Origin of the sequence: Williamsia herbipolensis, assembly GCF_036153515.1 — a bacterium.
Lineage (GTDB): Bacteria > Actinomycetota > Actinomycetes > Mycobacteriales > Mycobacteriaceae > Williamsia_A > Williamsia_A herbipolensis.
Map to the genome: position 1 here is coordinate 49,707 of NZ_CP108021.1, position 20,343 is coordinate 70,049.

12 protein-coding genes and 2 tRNA genes are annotated in these 20,343 nt (G+C 69.7%); 8 read left to right on the top strand and 6 right to left on the bottom strand.

All coding sequences use genetic code 11. The features are described 5' to 3' along the window. Positions 1-86: 86 nt before the first annotated feature. Both OG579_RS00225 and acpS read left to right on the top strand, forming a co-directional pair. Entirely contained in the window at positions 87-9,362 is a 9,276-nt protein-coding gene (locus OG579_RS00225; protein WP_328857677.1) for a polyketide synthase, read from the top strand. After that, the gene (acpS, locus tag OG579_RS00230; RefSeq protein ID WP_045822335.1) at positions 9,359-9,760 is read left to right on the top strand and encodes a holo-ACP synthase AcpS; all 402 of its coding nucleotides are present in this window, start codon (positions 9,359-9,361) and stop codon (positions 9,758-9,760) included. Before OG579_RS00225 ends, acpS begins: the two co-directional genes overlap by 4 nt. A 12-nt stretch (positions 9,761-9,772) precedes the next feature. Here the strand turns inward: acpS and OG579_RS00235 are convergent, their stop codons facing one another. After that, positions 9,773-10,429, bottom strand: coding sequence for a TetR/AcrR family transcriptional regulator (locus OG579_RS00235; RefSeq protein WP_328857678.1), 657 nt, complete (start codon positions 10,427-10,429; stop codon positions 9,773-9,775). 20 nt (positions 10,430-10,449) lie between these two features. Beyond that, on the bottom strand, positions 10,450-10,923 hold the full coding sequence (gene bcp / locus OG579_RS00240; protein WP_045822337.1) for a thioredoxin-dependent thiol peroxidase: 474 nt from the start codon (positions 10,921-10,923) through the stop codon (positions 10,450-10,452). A 118-nt stretch (positions 10,924-11,041) separates the two neighbouring features. Between bcp and OG579_RS00245 the strand changes: the two genes are divergently transcribed. Next, complete coding sequence (locus tag OG579_RS00245) at positions 11,042-11,263, top strand: DUF3618 domain-containing protein (protein ID WP_045822338.1); 222 nt, start codon at positions 11,042-11,044, stop codon at positions 11,261-11,263. 71 nt (positions 11,264-11,334) lie between these two features. Here OG579_RS00245 and OG579_RS00250 read toward each other — a convergent pair. Beyond that, positions 11,335-11,407, bottom strand: a tRNA-Lys gene (locus OG579_RS00250). A 354-nt stretch (positions 11,408-11,761) separates the two neighbouring features. Between OG579_RS00250 and OG579_RS00255 the strand changes: the two genes are divergently transcribed. From OG579_RS00255 to OG579_RS00270, 4 genes are all read left to right on the top strand, one after another. Next, positions 11,762-12,994, top strand: a complete 1,233-nt coding sequence (locus tag OG579_RS00255; RefSeq protein ID WP_328857679.1) for a L,D-transpeptidase — start codon at positions 11,762-11,764, stop codon at positions 12,992-12,994. Between the two features lie 84 nt (positions 12,995-13,078). Then, entirely contained in the window at positions 13,079-14,221 is a 1,143-nt protein-coding gene (locus tag OG579_RS00260; protein WP_328857680.1) for an acyl-CoA dehydrogenase family protein, read from the top strand. A 104-nt stretch (positions 14,222-14,325) separates the two neighbouring features. Next, positions 14,326-14,781 (top strand): MarR family winged helix-turn-helix transcriptional regulator, encoded by a 456-nt coding sequence (locus OG579_RS00265; protein ID WP_328857681.1) that lies wholly within the window; start codon positions 14,326-14,328, stop codon positions 14,779-14,781. 40 nt (positions 14,782-14,821) lie between these two features. Next, positions 14,822-17,053, top strand: a complete 2,232-nt coding sequence (locus OG579_RS00270) for an MMPL family transporter (protein WP_328857682.1) — start codon at positions 14,822-14,824, stop codon at positions 17,051-17,053. A gap of 44 nt (positions 17,054-17,097) precedes the next feature. Here OG579_RS00270 and OG579_RS00275 read toward each other — a convergent pair. Next, a tRNA-His gene (locus OG579_RS00275) sits at positions 17,098-17,170 on the bottom strand. 85 nt (positions 17,171-17,255) lie between these two features. Further along, positions 17,256-17,855 (bottom strand): oligoribonuclease, encoded by a 600-nt coding sequence (gene orn / locus OG579_RS00280; RefSeq protein WP_045822341.1) that lies wholly within the window; start codon positions 17,853-17,855, stop codon positions 17,256-17,258. A 92-nt stretch (positions 17,856-17,947) separates the two neighbouring features. Between orn and OG579_RS00285 the strand changes: the two genes are divergently transcribed. Next, on the top strand, positions 17,948-19,516 hold the full coding sequence (locus OG579_RS00285) for a helicase HerA-like domain-containing protein (RefSeq protein WP_328857683.1): 1,569 nt from the start codon (positions 17,948-17,950) through the stop codon (positions 19,514-19,516). A 13-nt stretch (positions 19,517-19,529) separates the two neighbouring features. On the opposite strand, the gene cmrA is transcribed toward OG579_RS00285, so the two are convergent. Then, entirely contained in the window at positions 19,530-20,333 is an 804-nt protein-coding gene (gene cmrA / locus OG579_RS00290) for a mycolate reductase (protein WP_328857684.1), read from the bottom strand. Positions 20,334-20,343 lie beyond the last annotated feature (10 nt).

A 20,343-nucleotide genomic window follows, 5' to 3' on the forward strand; every position in this document is an offset into this window, starting at 1 on the left:
AACCGATACTTCCCGCCCGCTCCGACGATCCGCTTCGCGGGCTCGTCGATGCCGTGGCACGCACCACCACATCGAGGAGATCATCAGTGACCGTTCACCAGTTCCGTAGCGGCCCCGGGGATTCGGCAGCATCGTTCCGACCCGACGAGACCTTGATCAGCCGACTGCGGGCCGGTGACCGGTACGCGGTCAGCTTCGGCGGCCAGGGCATCGCGTGGCTCCCGGCGCTGGCCGAACTGGTCATCGACGCCGAGCTCGACCGCTCGGTCGGGCAGATCGTCGACGCCGCCGAGCAGCTGCTGGCTCCCGTCGCCGACGAGCTGGCCGCGCAGCGGCCCGACGGCTTCCATCCGCTCAGTTGGGTCCATGCGCTCGGCGCCGACGAGCCCGTCCCCGCCGAGGCGATCCTGTCGGGCGCCGCGCTGTCGGTGCCCGGCATCCTGCTGTCCCAGCTCGCCGCGGTCGCCGCGCTGCGCAAGCAGGGTCTCGACACCGCCGAGATCCCGGCACACGCCGTCGTCGGTCACTCACAGGGCGTCCTGGCCGTCGAATCGCTCACCGACGACACCCACACCACCACCGGTGGAACGGGTGCGCTCCTCGCCCTCGCCCATCTCATCGGTGCCGCCGGGGCCACCGTCGCCCGGCGGGTCGGCCTGGCCACCACCGCCGACGGCGCGCCGATGATGTCGATCACCAACGTCGTCCCCGACCGCGTCGAGGAACTCCTCACCCGCTACCGCGCCACCATCGCCGACGCCGACCTGCACAACGCGCCTGCACTCGCGATCCGCAACGGTCGTCGCTCGGTCGTGGTGTCGGGGTCGCCGCGGCACCTCACCGCCTTCGAGGCGATGTGCGACATCGTCGCCGCCGGCGAGGCCGCACATCGCAAGCGCAAGGTGATGGGCGGAGCGCCCTTCGCGCCCGTCTTCGACCGCCTCACCGTCGGCATCGCCTTCCACCACGCCGCGCTGGCGCCCGCCCGCGACCTGGTGGTCGCGTGGGCGCAGCGCTGCGGACTCGACACCGACTGGGCCGCACGCCTGGCCGACGCCGTGCTCGTCGACCCGGTCGACTGGGTGTCGACGCTCGACGACGTCGCCGACTCGGGTGTGTCGTGGGTCCTCGACATGGGACCGTCCGACGTCGCGACCCGCCTGTCGGTACCCGTCCTGCGCGGCCGGGGTATCGGCTGCATCGCGGTCGGACTGCGCGGCGGCCAGCGGAACCTGTTCGCCCCCGGCGGTATCCCCGAGGTCGCGCCGCCGTGGTCGTCGTTCGCGCCGACCCTGGCCGAGCTCCCCGACGGTCGACGCGTGGTCGAGACGTCCTTCACCCGACTCACCGGCCGGTCGCCGATGCTGCTCGCCGGCATGACCCCCACCACGGTCGACCCCGCCATCGTCGCCGCGGCGGCCAACGCCGGTCACTGGGCCGAGCTCGCCGGCGGTGGTCAGGTCACCGAGGCGATCTTCGCCGACAACGTCGCCCGACTGACCGACCTCCTCGAGCCCGGACGCCAGGCCCAGTTCAACGCCCTGTTCCTCGATCCCTACCTGTGGAAGCTGCAGCTCGGCGGCAAGCGCCTCGTCCAGAAGGCCCGCGCCGCCGGCGCACCCATCGACGGTGTCGTGGTCTCGGCGGGGATCCCCGAACTCGACGACGCCGTGGCGCTGGTCTCCGAACTGGCCGAGGCCGGCATCCCGCACATCGCCTTCAAGCCCGGCACCGTCGAGCAGATCCGCGCGGTGGTGCGCATCGCCGCCGAGGTGCCCTCGCACCCGATCATCGTCCACATCGAAGGCGGTCGCGCGGGTGGTCACCACTCGTGGGAAGACCTCGACGACCTGCTGCTGGCGACCTACGCCGAGCTGCGCTCGCGCACCAACGCGGTGATCTGCGTCGGCGGCGGCATCGGTACGCCGGCACGGGCGGGGGACTACCTCACCGGCGCGTGGTCGCAGGCGCACGGCTACCCGGCCATGCCGGTCGACGGCATCCTGCTGGGCACCGTCACCATGGCCGCCCTCGAGGCGACCACCTCGCCCGCGGTGAAGCAGCTGCTCGTCGACACCCCCGGATGCGACACCTGGATCGGAGCCGGCCACGCCGACGCGGGCATGGCGTCGGGCCGCAGCCAGCTCGGTGCCGACATCCACGAGGTCGACAACTCCGCCTCGGCGTGCGGTCGCCTCCTCGACGAGGTCGCCGGCGACGCCGACGCCGTCGCCGATCGGCGCGACGAGATCGTCACCGCGCTCGACCGCACCGCCAAGCCCTACTTCGGCGACCTCGCCGCGATGACGTACCGGCAGTGGCTGACCCGATACGCCGACCTCGCCGTCGGCACCGATCCCGGACCGTCGCCGGTGTGGGCCGACATCACCTGGCGGCAGCGCTTCGCCGAGATGCTGCAGCGGGCCGAGGCGCGCATGCACCCGACCGACCGCGGCGAGTTCGCCTCCGCGTTCGGCGACGAGCGCGCCACCGACGCGCCGCACGCCGCGATCGACGTCCTCGGCAGCCTGTACCCGGCCATCGACGCCGACGTGTTGCACCCCGCCGACGTCGCGTTCTTCCTCGGTCTGTGCCGCACGCCCGGCAAGCCGGTCAACTTCGTCCCCGTCATCGACAAGGACGTGCGCCGCTGGTGGCGCAGCGACTCGCTGTGGCAGGCCCACGACCCGCGCTACGGCGCCGACGAGGTCTGCATCATCCCCGGTCCCGTCGCGGTCGCCGGCATCACGACCGTCGACGAACCGATCGGCGCCCTGCTCGACCGGTTCGAGGCACACGTGGCCGGCGACATCGCCGCCACCGGCGCCCAGCCGGCCTCCGTCAGCAGCCGCCTGCGGCGCGGGATCGTCGACGGTGCGGGTGTGCTGGTCGATGTCATCGAGACCGACACCGTGCTGTGGGCCGGACGCATCGTGGCGAACCCCATCGCGCTGCTCGGCGACCGCGCGGGATGGACCCTGCTCGATGGTGACGGATTCGACGCCACCGGTTCGCGTCGCGCCGAGCACGAGCCCACCGGCTCGGTGCTCGAGCGCACCGACGACGGCGTGACCCTCACCGTTCCCGTCGCGACGACACGGGTCAGCATCGCGATGACCGTCGACGCCTCCCTCGCCGACGGCGGCAGCCCCGAGGTGTCGCTCGACGCCGCGGCCGCGGCCATGGGCGCCATCCTCGGTGTCGCCGCGGGCCACGCACTGCCCGAGGTCGTCGACGGTGCCGCGACGACGACCGTCCGGTGGACCGCCGACCTCTCGGCCGACCACTCGGCGGTCACCGCGCACACCCTGCCCGCCCATCTCTCGGCATCGGTGCCCACGGGCAGTGCGGGATTCGCCGTCCCCGACGCGCTCGTCGGACTGACGTGGCCGAGCGTCTTCGCCGCGATCGGCGCCGCCCGGACCTCGGCGGGGACGCCGGTCGTCGAAGGCCTGCTCGATCTCGTGCACCTCGATCACGCGGTCTCCACCGCCGCCGTGCTTCCCCGGGTCGACACCGACCTCGTCGTCGTCGCCCGTACCGGTGAGGTCGTCGACACCGACCTCGGTCGTGTCGTGGAGGTGTCGGTCGACATCACGAGCGACGCCGGTCCGGTCGCGTCGATGATCGAGCGGTTCGCGATCCGCGGTCGCCTCGGCGACGGTGTGCTCGCCGAGCCCGTTCGCGCCGGCGGAGCGATCGACACCGAGACCACCGCCACGCGCAAGCTCGTGCGCTCGGCGACCGTCACCGCGCCCGCACGGATGCACGGCTTCGCCGCCGTCTCCGGTGACCGCAACCCGATCCACACCGACTCCAACGCGGCCCGCCTCGCCGGGCTGGGGGAGCCGATCGTGCACGGGATGTGGCTGTCGGCCGCCGCCCAACACGTCGCCACCGCAACCGCTTCCGCCGAACCTGTACCGGCCGCACGTCCCCTGCTGGGCTGGACGGCCCGCTACATGGGCATGGTCCGCACCGGCGACCGGGTCGCGATCCGCGTCGACCGGGTGGCCATCGACCACGGCTGCGAGATCGTGGAGGTCACCTGCAAGGTCGACGACGCGCTCGTCATGACCGCCACCGGTCGGCTCGCCGCGCCGCGCACCGTCTACGCGTTCCCGGGTCAGGGCATCCAGAGCGCGGGCATGGGGCTCGACGCCCGCAGCCGCTCGAAGGCCGCCCGCGAGGTCTGGGACCGGGCCGACGCCCACACCCGAGCCGCGCTGGGTTTCTCGATCCTCGCGGTGGTCCGCGACAACCCGACGACCCTCGTCGCGAACGGCACCACCTACAACCACCCCGACGGTGTCCTGTTCCTCACCCAGTTCACCCAGGTCGCCATGGCCACCCTCGGTGTGGCGCAGATCGCCGAGCTGACCGAGTCGGGTGGATTCGTCACCGACGCCATCACCTGCGGCCACTCCGTCGGCGAGTACAACGCCCTCGCTGCGTGCGCCGGTGTGTTGCCCCTCGAGGCCGTCCTCGAGGTCGTCTTCCAGCGCGGCGAGGCCATGCACCACCTCGTGCCCCGCGACGCCGACGGTCGCAGCGACTACCGTCTCGCGGCCATCCGCCCGAGTCAGATCGGGCTCGTCGACGACGACGTCGTCGCCTTCGTCACCGAGGTCGGCGCGCAGTGCGGCGAGTTCCTCGAGGTGGTCAACCTCAACCTGCTCGGATCGCAGTACGCGATCGCCGGCACCGTCCGGGGACTCGAGCACCTCGAGGCCGAGATCGACCGTCGCCGTGCGCAGTTCGGCGGCAAGCGGGCGTTCATCCTCATCCCGGGTATCGACGTACCGTTCCACTCCACGGTGCTGCGTGCCGGCGTCCCCGAGTTTCGTCGCCGCCTGCAGGAACTGCTGCCGGAGTCGTTCGACCCCGACGTCCTCATCGGCCGGTACGTGCCGAACCTGGTGCCCCGTCTGTTCACCCTCGACCGCGACTTCGTCGCCGAGATCGCCGCGCTGGTGCCGTCGGACCCGCTCGAGGAGGTCCTCGCCGACTGGGACGCGGCCAGTGCCGACCGCACCGCCCTGGCCCGCACGGTGCTGATCGAGCTGCTCGCATGGCAGTTCGCGAGCCCCGTCCGGTGGATCGAGACCCAGGACCTGCTGTTCTCCCCGCGGGAGACCGGTGGTCTGGGTGTCGAGCGTTTCGTCGAGGTCGGTGTGAAGTCCGCGCCCACCCTCGTCGGACTCGCCGCCAACACCCTCAAGCTCGACGACTACGCCGGGGCCACGGTGCAGGTCCTCAACCTCGAGCGCGACGACCAGGTCGTCCTGGCCCTCGACGCCGATCCCGAGCCCGAACCCGAGGCCGAGGAATCCGATGCCCCCGGCGCCGACGCACCGGCCGAGTCCGCACCCGCCGCCGTCGCGGTGGCACCGGCTCCCGCCGCGGCCGCCGGTGGTCCGCGTCCCGACGACATCACGTTCGTCCCCGCCGACGCGGTCGCGGCCGTCATCGCCCTGTGGACCAAGATGCGTCCGGATCAGATCGGTGCCGCCGACACCATCGAGGCGCTGTGCGACGGTGTCTCGTCACGACGCAACCAGCTGCTGCTCGACATCGGCGGCGAGCTCGGTCTCGGAGCCATCGACGGTGCGGCCGAGGCCGACATGGCGGCGCTGGCCTCCACCGTCAACAGCCTCGCCCGCGGCTACAAGCCGTTCGGCGCGGTCCTCGGTGACGCGATCACAGATCAGCTGCGCAAGGTTGTCGGCCCGCTCAACAAGCGGCCGTCGTACGTCTCCGACCGCGTGTCCTCGGTCTGGCAGCTCGGCCCCGGGTGGGCGTTGCACGCCACGGTCGCGGTCGCGCTCGGCAGCCGCGAGGGTGTCAGCGTCCGCGGCGGCGACCTCGGCGGGTTGTCGTCGGGTCCGATCGGCGGTGTCGACGCTCTCGACGCCGTCATCGACGCCGCCGTCGCCGAGGTCGGTGCGCGACGCGGCGTCAGCGTCGCCAAGCCGTCCGCCGAGGGTGGTGCCGGGGGCACGGTCGATCTCGCCGCACTCGGCGATCTCACCGAACAGTTCACCGGCCGCACCGGGGCACTGGCGAGCGCCGCCTACGCGATCCTCGACAAGCTCGGTCTCCACACCGTCGTCCCCGCCGAGATCGACGACGAGGCCGATCGCACCCAGGCGGTCGTCGACCGCGTGAGCGCCGAGCTCGGCGCGGACTGGATGCGCACCGTCGCACCGACGTTCGACGAACGCACCACCGTGCTCATCGACGACCGGTGGGCCTCGGCCCGCGAGGATCTCGCGCGCCTGTGGGTGACCGACGAGCACGAGCTCGACACCGACTTCGAGCGCATCACCGGTCGCTTCGCCGGTGCCGGCGACGCGGTCGCCCACCACGCGACGTGGTGGCAGGGCAAGGCGCTGCACGCCGCCTACCCGGTGCACGCCCGGACCTACTCCCACATCGCCCACGCCGCACAGGATCCCGCGCCCGGCCGCTGGACCGACGAGATCGCGGTCGTCACCGGTGCCAGCGCCGGATCGATCGCCGCGGCCGTCGTCGCCAAGCTGCTCGGTGGCGGCGCGACGGTCATCGCGACGAGTTCGCGACTGGATTCCGAGCGCATCGCGTTCTTCCGGAAGCTGTACCGCGACAACGCGCGTGACGGCGCGGCGCTCTGGCTGGCCTCGGCCAACATGAGCTCCTACACCGACGTCGACGACCTGATCGCCTGGATCGGTGCGGAGCAGACCGAGAACCTCGGTGGCACCACCGGCGTGGTGAAGCCGGCCATGAAGCCGACACTGCTGTTCCCGTTCGCCGCGCCGCGCGTGGCCGGTGACCTCACCGACGCCGGCGGTCGCGCCGAGCTCGAGATGAAGGTGCTGCTCTGGTCGGTGGAACGTCTCATCGCAGGACTCGGCGCGCTCGGGGCCGATCACGATCTGGCCGCACGCCTGCACGTGGTGCTCCCGGGGTCGCCCAACCGCGGGATGTTCGGCGGCGACGGCGCCTACGGCGAGAGCAAGGCCGCCCTCGATGCCCTCGTGACCCGATGGGGTGCCGAGGAATCGTGGAACTCCACGGTCACCCTCGCCCACGCGTTGATCGGCTGGGTTCGCGGAACGGGGCTCATGGGCCACAACGACGGCATGGTCGCCGCCGTGGAGGCTGCCGGTGTCCGTACCTGGGCCACCGAGGAGATGGCCGACGAGTTGCTGGGTCTGTGTGTGCCGCAGGCGCGTACGGCAGCCCGGGAGAAGCCCGTCGTCGCCGACTTCACCGCCGGACTCGACCCCGCGTCGATCGATCTGAAGGCGCTCGCAGCGGCTGCGGCCGAGGCCGCCGAGGCGGAGCCGACCGACGAGGTCGCCGACACCACCTCGACGGTGGCGGCACTTCCGGCGCCCGCACGTGCCGCGGTGGGCACCACCCCGGCGTGGCCGACGCTCGACGTCGCACCGGAGGACCTGGTCGTCATCGTCGGCGCCGGGGAGCTCGGCCCCTACGGCAGTGCTCGCACCCGCTTCGAGATGGAGGTCGACGAGGAGCTCTCGGCGGCCGGCGTCCTCGAGTTGGCCTGGAACACCGGGCTCATCGTGTGGGAGGAGACCCCGAAGCCGGGGTGGTACGACACCGAATCCGGTGATCCGGTCGCCGAGAGCGAGATCGCCGATCGCTATCACGACGCGGTCGTCGAACGCTGCGGCATCCGCCGGTACGCCGACGAGGGCGCGATGGTCGACAACACCTCGCCGCTGCTGACGTCGGTCTTCCTCGACGAGGACCTCACCTTCGGTGTCGCCTCGGAGGAGGAGGCGCGCGCCTTCGCCGCATCCGATCCCGAGAAGACCTCGGTCGCCCACGACGGCGAGACCGGGGAGTGGACGGTGACCCGACGGGCCGGCACCGAGATTCGCGTCCCGCGCCGGTTCTCGCTCAGCCGCACCGTGGGCGGGCAGATCCCGACCGGGTTCGACCCGACCCGCTGGGGCATCTCACCGGACATGGCCGAATCGGTCGACCGGGTCGCGCTGTGGAACCTCGTCGCGACCGTCGACGCGTTCCTCGGCTCGGGCTTCGAGCCGTCGGAGCTGATGCGCTGGGTCCACCCCGGCCTCGTCGCCAACACCCAGGGCACCGGCATGGGTGGCATGGAGTCGATGCGTTCGCTGTACATCGACACCCTGCTCGGCGAGTCGAAGGCCAACGACATCCTGCAGGAGGCGCTGCCCAACGTCGTCGCCGCACACGTGGTGCAGTCCTACATCGGCAGCTACGGCGCGATGATCCACCCGGTCGCGGCCTGCGCGACCGCGGCGGTCTCGGTCGAGGAGGGCGTCGACAAGATCCGTCTCGGCAAGGCCCTGTTCGCGGTCGCCGGCGGATTCGACGACCTCGGCATCGAGGGCATCGTCGGATTCGGTGACATGTCGGCCACCGCCGACTCCGCGAAGATGGCCGCCCGCGGGATCGACCCGCGACGGTTCTCGCGCGCCAACGATCGCCGGCGTGGAGGATTCGTCGAATCGCAGGGCGGCGGAACGGTTCTGCTCGCCCGGGGCGACGTCGCCGCGGAGATGGGTCTCCCGGTCCTCGGTGTGGTCGCGTGGGCGCAGAGCTTCGGCGACGGCGTGCACACGTCGATCCCGGCCCCCGGCATCGGAGCCCTGGGCGCTGCACGTGGGCGCAGCGGTTCACCGATGGCGAAGGCGCTCACCGCACTCGGCGTCAGCGCCGACGACGTCGCCTTGGTGTCCAAGCACGACACCTCCACCAAGGCCAACGACCCTAACGAGGCCGATCTGCACGAGCGTCTCGCTGGAGCACTGGGCCGCAACGACGGCGCCCCACTGTTCGTGGTGTCGCAGAAGTCGCTGACCGGACACGCCAAGGGCGGCGCGGCGGCATTCCAGCTGATCGGGCTCTGCCAGATGCTGCGCGACGGGGTCATCCCGCCGAACCGGAGTCTGGACTGCGTGGACGAGACCATGCGCCGCCACGATCACCTCGTGTGGGTCACCGAACCCCTGCGACTGGGGGAGCGGTTCCCGCTCAAGGCGGGTCTGCTGACGAGCCTCGGCTTCGGTCACGTCTCCGGCCTCATCGCCGTTGTGCACCCGGAAGCGTTCGTGGCGAGCCTCGATCCCGCTGCGCGCGAGGACTATCGACGTCGCGCGGCCGAGCGTGGCCGCGCCGGTGCGCAGCGGATGCTGGAGGCGATGTGCGGTGGTGACGCTCTCTACCGTCGTCCGCCGAACCGCCGGCTCGGCGACGCGGGTGTCGACGCCGAGCGGGAGGCGTCCCTCCTGCTCGACGAGTCCACGCGGCTCGACGCCGACGGCAACTACCCCTCGGTGTCCGGCGCGTCGGTGGTCGGCGCCTCGTGACGGTGGTCGGGATCGGGATCGACGTGGTGTCGATCCCGGAGTTCGCCGAACAACTGGCGCAGCCGGGGACGACGTTCGCCGATCGGTTCACCGTCGGCGAGCGTCGCGACTCGGCGGCGGGGACCGCGGAGGACGCCCGGCACCTCGCGGGTCGGTGGGCGGCCAAGGAGGCGGTGATCAAGGCGTGGTCGGTGAGCCGGTTCGCCCGGTCGCCGGTCATGCCCGAGATCCGGCACAGCGACATCGAGGTCGTGACCGACACCTGGGGTCGCCCGGCGATCCGACTCGGCGGGGAGATCGGACGGCATCTCGAGGGGTCGACGGTCCACATCTCGCTGACCCATGACGGCTCGATCGCGGCCGCCGTGGCCGTCCTGGAGGACGAACCGGCCGGCTGAGAGGGCCGGGGGTCAGCCCGCGGGACCGTCTTCGAGGAGCAGGTATCCGCCGAGCATGCGTTTGAGTTCGGCGACGGTGCGCGCGTGGTCGTGGCCGTCCTGCACCGAGAAGCTCAACAGCGAATACGCCGTGTGCACCAGCACCTCCGACATCATCACCCGCCGTGTGCGTTGGCTGGGGGTCAGCGGGGCGATGATCCGCGCCACCTGGTCGGCGATCGCCCGCTCGTGGATCGTCGCCGTCGCCCGGGTGGCCGGTGTCGACTGCACGGCGAGCCACACGGCCCGTCGCGACGGGTCGTCGCGCCACAGCGCGGCGAGGTGGTCGATGAACTTGTCCAGCAGGCGGATCCAGTCCAACGAGGGGATCTCGGCGGCGAACGCGGCGAGTTCGTGCTGGACGCCGACGGCGTCCTGACGATCGAGTTCACAGACGATCACGTACTTGTTCGCGAAGTACTGGTAGAGCGTGCCGATCGGGACATCCGCGCGGGATGCGATCTCCTCGCAGGTGAGGGATTCGAACCCGACCTCGATCAGCAGCGAACGCGCCTCGACGAGCATGGACTCGAACCGACGGCGACTGCGCTCCTGCGTGGGGCGTTTGCGCGGCACCAGCGGCTCGGGCGGTGAGGTACTGCGCTGCGTGGTGCCTCTCGCCTCGGGCATCTGAAGGGTCGGCCGTGCGCTCAGACCGACAGGTCGCGGCGGAGCTTGGCGACGTGTCCGGTGGCGCGCACGTTGTACTGCGCGACCGCGATGGTGCCGTCGGGATCGACGAGGAACGTCGAGCGGATGACGCCGGTGACCGTCTTGCCGTACATCGTCTTCTCGCCGAAGGCACCCCACTCGGTCAGCACCGTCTTGTCGGGGTCCGACAGCAGCGGGAACGTGAGCGACTCCGTGTCGCGGAACTTCGCGAGCTTCTCCGGCTTGTCGGGGGAGATGCCCAGCACCGTGATGCCGGCGCCCTCGAGTTCGGCGAGGTTGTCGCGGAAATCGCAGGCCTGCTTGGTGCAGCCGGGTGTCGACGCGGCGGGGTAGAAGTAGACGATGACCTGCCGGCCGAGGTGGTCGGACAGGGAGACGGGGTTCCCGTCGGCATCGGGCAGGGTGAACGCGGGGGCCGGGTCGCCGGCCTGCAGGCGCTTGCTGGTGGTCACGTCGAGTCACGGTAGTCGACCGTTTGGGAGACGACCCCGGCTCGGTCGCCGTGCCGTGAACTACCGTGAGGGGGCAAACGACTCGAACCCTGAGTACATCGACCCAGATGGAGGACCTGTGGCACGGGATACCGACAGCATCGAACGTGACATCGCCCGTGCGCGCGAGGAGCTCGCGTCGACCCTCGACACCCTTGCGGTGCGAGCGAACCCGCAGCGACTCGCCGAGGACGCGAAGAACGGCGTGCTGGCCACGCTCAACGCGCCGGCCATCAAGTTCCCGCTCATCGGCGTGGGCGTGATCGTGGTGGCGCTGACCCTGAAGAAGCTCGTCAGCTGATCATCGGTATCACCACCGACACAACGACACACGGCACCGCATCCGTTTCGGATGCGGTGCCGTGTGTGTTGTGCGCCATCAGGGACTCGAACCCCGAACCCGCTGATTAAGAGTCAGCTGCTCTGCCAATTGAGCTAATGGCGCGTGCTTCGTGCGAGAAGGAACATTAACAGGTAGACCGCGTCGGACGAAAATCGTCCCCCGTCGGTCACGGACAGGCATCGATGACGTGGCCGGAGCTCGCCTGGCTCGCCCCCCGGCGGACGTCTCGTACACTGAGGTCACCGAGCCGACATCCCGTCCGTGAGGCCTGCGTTACCCCGTGAGGGACCGTGGTGTCGCACGTGTCGTCCACGAGGTGTGGATCCCACGGGGTCGATGGCATCGGCGAGTCGTGACATCGAGGTCAGGCCGCGTCGGTTCGGCGAGGGACCGTGACGACCACATGCGCGTCTGTGCGACACAGTGCAAGCGCGCGAGATGATTTCGGGAGTAGACATGCAGTTCGGTTGGGGCGACCGCGGGCGTTCACGATGGGTGGCCGCATCGCTGGGAGTGTGCGCGGTGGGCGTGTTGGGCGCCTGCTCGGCCGGAACCGCCGCCCCGACTTACAGCAACGCCGTCGGTGCGTCGGCCGGGATCGACGACATGCTGCGTCCGCAGATCTCCGTCACCGGGATCTCGGGTCAGCCGCTCCTCGACCGCGCGGTCGGCGTCCAGCCCGGTGCTCCGGTGCGCGTGACGTCCCGTTCGGGCCAGCTCACCGACGTCCGGATCCCCAAGGCCGACGGCGGCATGGTCGCCGGCGCCTACAACGCCGACCGCACGGTGTGGACCAGCACCGAGCCGTTCGGCTACGACAAGACCTACACACTGTCGGCCGATGTCGCCGGCATCGCCGGGACGAACTCCACCAAGCTCTCGTTCACGACCCGCGCTCCGAACAACCTGACCCAGGCCTACGTGCTGCCGGACAACAACTCGACGGTCGGGATCGGTCAGCCGGTCGCCGTCCGCTTCGACGAGCCGATCACCGACCGCAAGGCCGCGCAGAACGCGATCACCGTCACCACCAACCCGCCGGTGGAGGGCGCCTTCTACTGGCTCAGCGACTCCGAGGTGCGGTGGCGTCCGCAGAACTACTGGCAACCCGGCACCAAGGTCAACGTCAAGGTGAACACCTATGGGATCGACCTGGGCAACGGACTGTTCGGCCAGGAGAACCAGAATCTGAACTTCACGATCGGGCGGTCGCTCGTGGCGACGGCCGATGATCGCACCAAGCAGGTGTCGGTGGCCATCAACGGCAAGGTGGTCCGCACCATCCCCACCTCGATGGGCAAGGACAGCACACCCACCAACCGTGGCGTCTACATCGTCGGTGACCGGCTGCCGTCGATCATCATGGACTCGTCCACCTACGGCGTGCCGGTCAACTCTCCCGCGGGTTACCGCGAGACGGTCTACTTCGACACGCAGATGTCCTACAGCGGCATCTACCTGCACGCGGCGCCGTGGTCGATCTACGCGCAGGGCAACTCCAACGTCAGCAACGGGTGTCTCAACGTCTCGCCGGAGAACGCGGAGTGGTTCATGAACACCGCACTGCGCGGCGACATCGTCGAGGTCAAGAACACTGTCGGTGACGTCCTGCCCGGTACCGACGGGCTCGGCGACTGGAACATCCCGTGGGACGTGTGGAAGCGCGGCAACGCCGGAGAACAGTCCTAGCGACCCTTCCCATCACTGCCATTCCTCAGTGTTACGCTCTGCGTTGACACTGTTGCGGCCGACCGGCCGCGGGAAGGGCACCTGATGACCGAGCGTTCCCCCTGGGCCACCGACGATCTCGGCGACCTGCGTTCCATGACGAGGTCGTTCATGGAGCGCAACGTCGCGCCCAACGTCGACAAGTACATCGAGCAGCACCACGTCGATCGCGACCTGTGGAACCAGGCCGGCGAGCTGGGCCTGCTGTGCATGTCGATCCCGGAGGAGTTCGGCGGTGGCGGTGGAACGTTCGCCCACGAGTCGGTCCTGATCGAGGAACAGGCGCGGATCGGCGACTCGTCGTGGGGCGTCAGCCTCCACAACGGCATCATCGCGCACTACCTGCTGGCGTACGGCTCGCAGGAGCAGAAGGAGCACTGGCTCCCGAAGATGGCCTCGGGTGAGGTCGTGGGCGCGATCGCGATGACCGAGCCGGGCACCGGGTCGGATCTGCAGGCCATCACCACCAAGGCGATCCGCGACGGCGACGAGTACGTCATCGACGGGTCGAAGACGTTCATCACCAACGGCTCTCAGGCCGACCTGATCATCGTCGTCGTCAAGACCGACACCAGTGAGGGCGCGAAGGGGATCTCCCTGGTGCTCGTCGAGGGCGACCGCGAGGGTTTCCGCCGCGGCCGCGTGCTCGACAAGATCGGACAGCGCGGACAGGACACCTCCGAGCTGTTCTTCGACGGCGTGCGTGTCCCGACCTCGAACCTCCTCGGCACCGAGGAGGGGCAGGGATTCATCCAGCTCATGCAGCAGCTGCCCCAGGAGCGGCTCATCATCGCCGTCGCCTCGGTGGCCGGCATGGAATCGGCGGTCGCCCAGACCATCGCCTACACCAAGGACCGCAAGGCCTTCGGGCGCCCGGTGTTCGGATTCCAGAACACGAAGTTCACGCTCGCCGAGGCCGCCACCGAGACACACATCGCGCGGGTGTTCGTCGACGACTGCATCGTCAAACACCTCGCGGGCAAGCTCGACATCCCGACTGTCGCGATGGCGAAGTGGTGGACCACCGACAAGGCCATGGACGTTCTCGACGAGTGCCTGCAGCTGTTCGGCGGCTACGGCTACATGAGCGAGTACCCGATCGGTCGCATGTGGGCCGACGCGCGCGTGCAGAAGATCTACGCGGGCACCAACGAGATCATGAAGGAGATCATCTCGCGGTCGCTGTGACCGACGGCCGGTGATACACAGGGGCGGCTCGACCCACGCGGTCGGCCGCCCCGTGTCGTGTGACCCCTTCCGTTGGATGACAGGTGCCTGTTATCGTCGGAGGCGTGTCCCGGCCCGCGCCGAAGTGGAGCAACGAAGACATCGCTGCCCTGCCCGCGTGGACGCTGGTGCAGGCGTACCACCCGGTTGCGCGCCGGTTCTCGGAGATCTTTGCCGCAGAACAGCTCTCGCCGGTGCAGTTCGGTGTCCTGCTCCAGCTCGAGGCGACGCCCGGCATCAGTCAGGCCGAGCTCGCGAGACGAATACTGGTCCGCCAACAGAGCATGGCCGAACTCCTCTCCGGTCTCGTCGAGCGTGACCTGCTGCGACGAGACGCGGGCAATCGACGTGGCCGTGCGATCCCTCTGCATCTCACCGTCACGGGCCGACGCCTCGTCGAACGGGCCGGTGACGCGGTCGCGGAGTTCAACCGCCCCCAGCGGCTCGGACTCACCGCGGGGGAGGCGGAGCAACTGAACTCATTGCTGCACAAGTTGATCGACGCGTCCCGCGAATGGTGACGTCGCTGAAGGTCCTGTCGTTACCTCGGACGGAGTTCTGATGGACACTCTCGCGCGTATCGTCGTCGAGCGTCGACGCTGGGTCATCGCGGCCTGGGTCCTGCTCGCCGCGCTCGGCGGGTTCGGTGCCTCGCAAGCGGTCTCGGCCCTGAGCTACGAGTTCAGCCTGCCCGGTCAGTCGGGGTACGAGACCAATGTCGACATCGTGAAACAGTTCGGGTCCGGCGGCTCGGTCGCGCCGGTGCTGTTGGTGGTCGGGGACCGGGATCGGCCGGCGACCGACGACGAGGGACAGCGCGTGGCCGACGCCGCGAGCGCGGCGGTGCCGGGAGCGCGGATCGCCGGCTTCGCCGACGAACCCGCACTGCGGTCGGCTCGCGGATCGGCCGGGGTGGTGATGGTCTACCCCCGCCAGACCGGTGGGGCGGAGCCCTACGGTGCCGCGCTGCCGGCGCTGGAGAAGGTCGCGGCCGAGACCTCGGGGCGCCTCGGGGTTCCGGTCGCGGTGACCGGCGTCGACGCGTTGGTGGCCGGCGGTGCGGGCGGGGGAGTCGACATCCTCGCCGAGACCATCTTCGGTGGTGTCGGCGCGCTGGTGGTGTTGGCCCTGGTCTTCGGGTCGTTCCTTGCCCTGATGCCGATCGCCGTGGCGGCCGCGTCGATCCTCACGACATTCCTCATCCTGTGGGGTCTCACCGCGATCACCGATGTCTCGTTCATCGTGCAGTACCTCCTCGCGCTCATCGGTCTCGGCGTCGCGATCGATTACGCGCTGTTGATCGTCACCCGATGGCGGGAGGCCCGGGGTGACGGTCTCGACGACGTCGCCGCCGTTCGACACGCGATCATCACGGCCGGTCGATCCGTGCTGTTCTCCGGGCTCACCGTCGCGGTCAGCCTGGCCGCCCTGATCGCCCTCCCGGTACCGTTCCTGCGCTCCATCGGGTTCACCGGTCTGCTGATCCCGTTGATCAGTGTCGCGGCATCGCTCACCCTGCTCCCGGCGTTGCTGGTGGTCGCCGGACGACGGCTGGAATGGCCGCACCGGCGCACCACCGACCCGGACAGTCGGCTGTGGCATCGCGTGGGCACCACGGTGGTCAAGCGGCGGTGGCTCTCGGCGGTGCTGGCCGCAGCCGTCCTGGTGGTGTTGGCGCTCCCGCTGACGGGGTTGAACCTGTCGGATCCGACCAACGACTCCCTGGCGTCTCGGGGTGGACCGGCCGCAGCGGCGATCACCGCGGTGCGCGACAGCGGTCTCGGTGCGGGCATCACCAAGCCCGTCGAGGTGCTCACCACCTCTCCGGATCGGGTGGTGGACGAGGTCCGGTCGGTACCCGGGGTCGCCGCCGTGATCAGTCCACCGCAGTGGGCGCGCGGCGATCTCCGGATCGTCGACGTGTGGACCCGCGACGACGTCTCGACCACCGAGGGTGCCGGTGCGGCAGCGCGCATCCGGACCGTCGCGGAACGGGCGGGCGCATCGGTGGGTGGAGCGGCGGCGCAGAACGCCGACTTCATCTCCGCCGTGTACGGAAACGCCTGGTGGATCATCGGTCTCATCGTCCTGGTCACGTTTGCCCTCCTCGCGCGGGCTCTGCGGTCGGTGATCCTCCCGCTCAAGGCGTTGGTGCTCAACGTCGTGTCCCTGGCTGCCGCCTACGGGATCACGGTGTTCATCTGGCAGGACGGGTTCGGGACCGAGCTGTTGTTCGACCAGCAGTCCTCGGGTGCCATCACGGTGTGGATCCCGATCGCGGTGTTCGCGTTCCTGTTCGGGCTGTCGATGGACTACGAGGTGTTCCTGCTCAGCCGTATTCGCGAGGAGCACGACGCGGGGGCCGACACCGATTCGGCGACCATCACCGGTGTCACCCGGACCGGACGACTGGTCACCTCGGCGGCGCTGATCCTCTTCCTGGCCTTCATCTCTCTGTCCCGGGTGCCGGCCACCGACGTGAAGATCCTCGCCACCGCGTTGGCCCTCGGCATCATCATCGACGCCACGATCGTGCGCGGCGTGCTCGCCCCCGCGCTCGTCGCCGGACTGGGTCGGGCCAACTGGTGGGCGCCGTGGGTGCGGTCGCCGCAACGGTCACCCGCGGGTGATCCACCATCGCCCGACGTGTCGCCGTCGAAGGACTCAATACAGTCCCCAGCGGCGGCGCCGACACCGGCGCTCGCCACCGGACGCCACCGGCACGCGGACGCATCGGATTCGTTCGAGGACTGGCGACGCCGGATAGCCGATCGGGAGCACGGGGAGTCATGACGCAGAAATGGGAGGGCCGGTTCGGCCCTCCCATTTCGGTGCGGGGTGGATGACGGGACTCGAACCCGCGACAGCCAGGATCACAACCTGGTGCTCTACCAACTGAACTACATCCACCGTAGGTTCCGGTGTCACCCGGAACCAGGAGCCCACTCTATCCGGTCGTGTGTGGGCAAGACCAATCGGTTTGCGTGTGCGTGTCTCAGGCGTCGCCGAGATCGGTCACGATCTGGGTGATCACGCTGGTGTCGGGGCCGGGTGCGGGAACAAAGGCGGTCTGGCGGTAGTACTTCAGCTCGCGGATCGATTCGCGGATGTCGGCCAGGGCGCGGTGCGCGAGGCCCTTCTCGGGCTGGCCGAAGTAGATCCGGGGGTACCAGCGCCGGGCGAGTTCCTTGATGGAGCTCACGTCGATCATCCGGTAGTGCAGGTAGGTGTCCAGGGCGGTCATGTCGCGGGCGATGAAGCCGCGGTCGGTGGCGATCGAGTTGCCGGCCAGCGGCGCCGCGCCCGAGGAGGTGACGTGCTTGCGGACGTAGTCGAGCACCATCTTCTCGGCTTCGGGGACCGTCACCGTCGACGCCCGGACCTCGTCGGTGAGGCCGGAGGCGGCGTGCATCTTCTTCACGACGTCGGGCATGGCGTCGAGGTCGGCGTCGTCGGCGTGGATCACGACGTCGACACCGTCACCGAGGATGTTCAGGTCGCTGTCGGTCACCAGCGCCGCGATCTCGATCAGCTTGTCGCTCTCGAGCCGCAGACCGGTCATCTCACAGTCGATCCATACGAGTTTGTCCTGCACCCGACAACCTTAGCCAACCCCGGTGGCGACGCTATGGTGTTGGGCGGACGCATGCCGCCGCCCGGGGGTGCGCCGGGCGGGAGGAACCCACAGTGACCGAAGCGACCGACGCACCATCACCCGCCGCCGAGATCGCCGCGGGCTACCGATTCGAGGGCGCGGCGCTCGAACTCGGTGCGGTCAGCGTCGACGGTGTCATCGATCCGACCGCGCAGGTGCGCATCCCGCTCGCGATGATGAACCGGCACGGGCTCATCGCCGGCGCCACCGGCACCGGGAAGACGAAGAGTCTCCAGGTGATCGCCGAGCAGCTCTCGGCCGCAGGGGTTCCGGTCGTGATGGCGGACGTGAAGGGCGACCTGTCGGGTCTGTCGGCACCCGGGCAACCCGGCGACCGGATCACCAACCGGGCAGGCGAGATCGGCGACACGTGGGCCCCTGCGGCGCATCCCTGCGAATTCGTCTCGCTCGGCACCGAGGGCATCGGCGTCCCGATCCGCGCGACCATCACCTCGTTCGGGCCCATCCTGCTCAGCAAGGTGTTGGGCCTCAACGCAACCCAGGAATCGACCCTGGGACTGATCTTCCACTGGGCCGACGGCAAGGGCCTCGCGCTCCTCGATCTCAAGGACCTGCGGGAGGTCATCGCCCACCTCACCAGCGACGAGGGAAAAGCCGACCTCAAGGGCATCGGTGGGGTCTCGTCGGCGACGGCCGGGGTGATCCTGCGCGCGCTGACCAACCTCGAGGCCGACGGCGGCGACACCTTCTTCGGCGAACCCGAGATCGAGCCCGGCGACCTGCTGCGTCTCGATCCCGAGGGCAGGGGCATCATCACCCTGTTCGAGCTGGGAAAGCAGGCCGCACGCCCGGCGCTGTTCTCCACGTTCCTGATGTGGATCCTGGCCGACCTGTTCGAGTTCCTGCCCGAGGCGGGCGACATCGACAAGCCCAAGCTGGTCTTCATCTTCGACGAGGCGCACCTGCTGTTCAGCGACTCGTCGAAGGCCTTCGTGGAGCAGGTCGTGCAGACGGTGAAGCTCATCCGCTCGAAGGGCGTGGGTGTGTTCTTCTGCTCGCAGCTGCCGACCGACATCCCCAACGAGGTGCTCTCGCAGCTCGGCGCCCGCATCCAGCATGCGTTGCGCGCCTTCACCCCTGACGATCAGAAGGCCCTGTCGAAGACGGTGCGGACCTATCCGACGTCTACCGCCTACGACCTCGAGAAGGCGTTGACGTCGCTCGGGATCGGCGAGGCGATCGTCACGGTGCTCTCCGAGCGAGGTGCGCCCACACCGGTGGCCTGGACGGTCATCCGGCCCCCGCGCTCATTGATGGACACCATCGGTGAGCCCGCGATCACCGCCGCGGCCACCGCGAGCCCACTGCATCAGAAATACGGGCAGACCATCGACCGTGAGTCGGCGTACGAACTGCTGACCGCGAAAGTGGTTGCCCCCGAGCCCACGCCGCAAGACACGCCCGCCGCGCCGGCCCCGTCGGCCCCGGCGCCTGCCCCGAAGCCGGCGAAGGACGAACCGGGGGTGGTCGCCGAGGTGCTCAGCAATCCCGCGGTGAAGAGCTTCATGCGGTCGGCGGGCAGTGCTCTGGGGCGCGAGATCACGCGATCGTTGTTCGGCGCCGGCAAACGCCGCCGCTGAGGACGGTCCTGGGTCAGTCGCCGAGCTTCTTGTAGAAGCCGCCGACGATCGGGGCCACGATCTTGCGCGGGGTGTACCCGCCGGCCACCGACATCGCCTTCGACAGGACGCCGGGGACGACACGCATCTTGTTGCGTGCCAACGCGTCCAGGCTCAGGCGAGCGACGCCGGCGCTGTCGTCCCACAGGAAACCGGGCACCATCTTGTCGACGATGCTCGCCTCGTCGGGGGAGGGTTCCTCGGTGCGCACCGGACCGGGCGCCAGCAAGGTCACGTGCACACCCTTCGCGGCGACCTCGCCGCGCAACGACTCGCTGAAGGTGTTCACGAACGCCTTCGACGCGGCGTAGGTCGCGTTGTTCGGGATGGGCATGTTGCCCGCCGCCGAACCGACCATCAGGATGCCGCCGGCGCCGCGCGCGACCATCTGCGGCAGCACGGCCAGCGTCAGCTCGTGGACCGCGGTGGCGTTGAGCCGCAGCTGCGCACGCTCGTAATCGTGGTCGAGGTCGATGATCGCCCCGAACGTCGCGATCCCCGCGTTGTTGCAGAGGATCGAGATCTCCCGGTCGGCGAGCTCGGCGCACAGGATCTCCAGCGAACGGATGTCGGACAGGTCGACCGCCCGCACCTCGACGGTGATCCCGTGCTTGCTCCGCATCGCCTCGGCGGTCTCCTCGAGGATCTCGCCGCGCCGGGCCACCAGGATCAGCGAGTGGCCTCGACGGGCGAGTTCCCAGGCAAGGGCCTCGCCGATGCCGGACGAGGCTCCGGTGACGACGGCGCGGGCGGAGGCGGACGGTGTGGGAAGGGCCATGGGAGCAGAT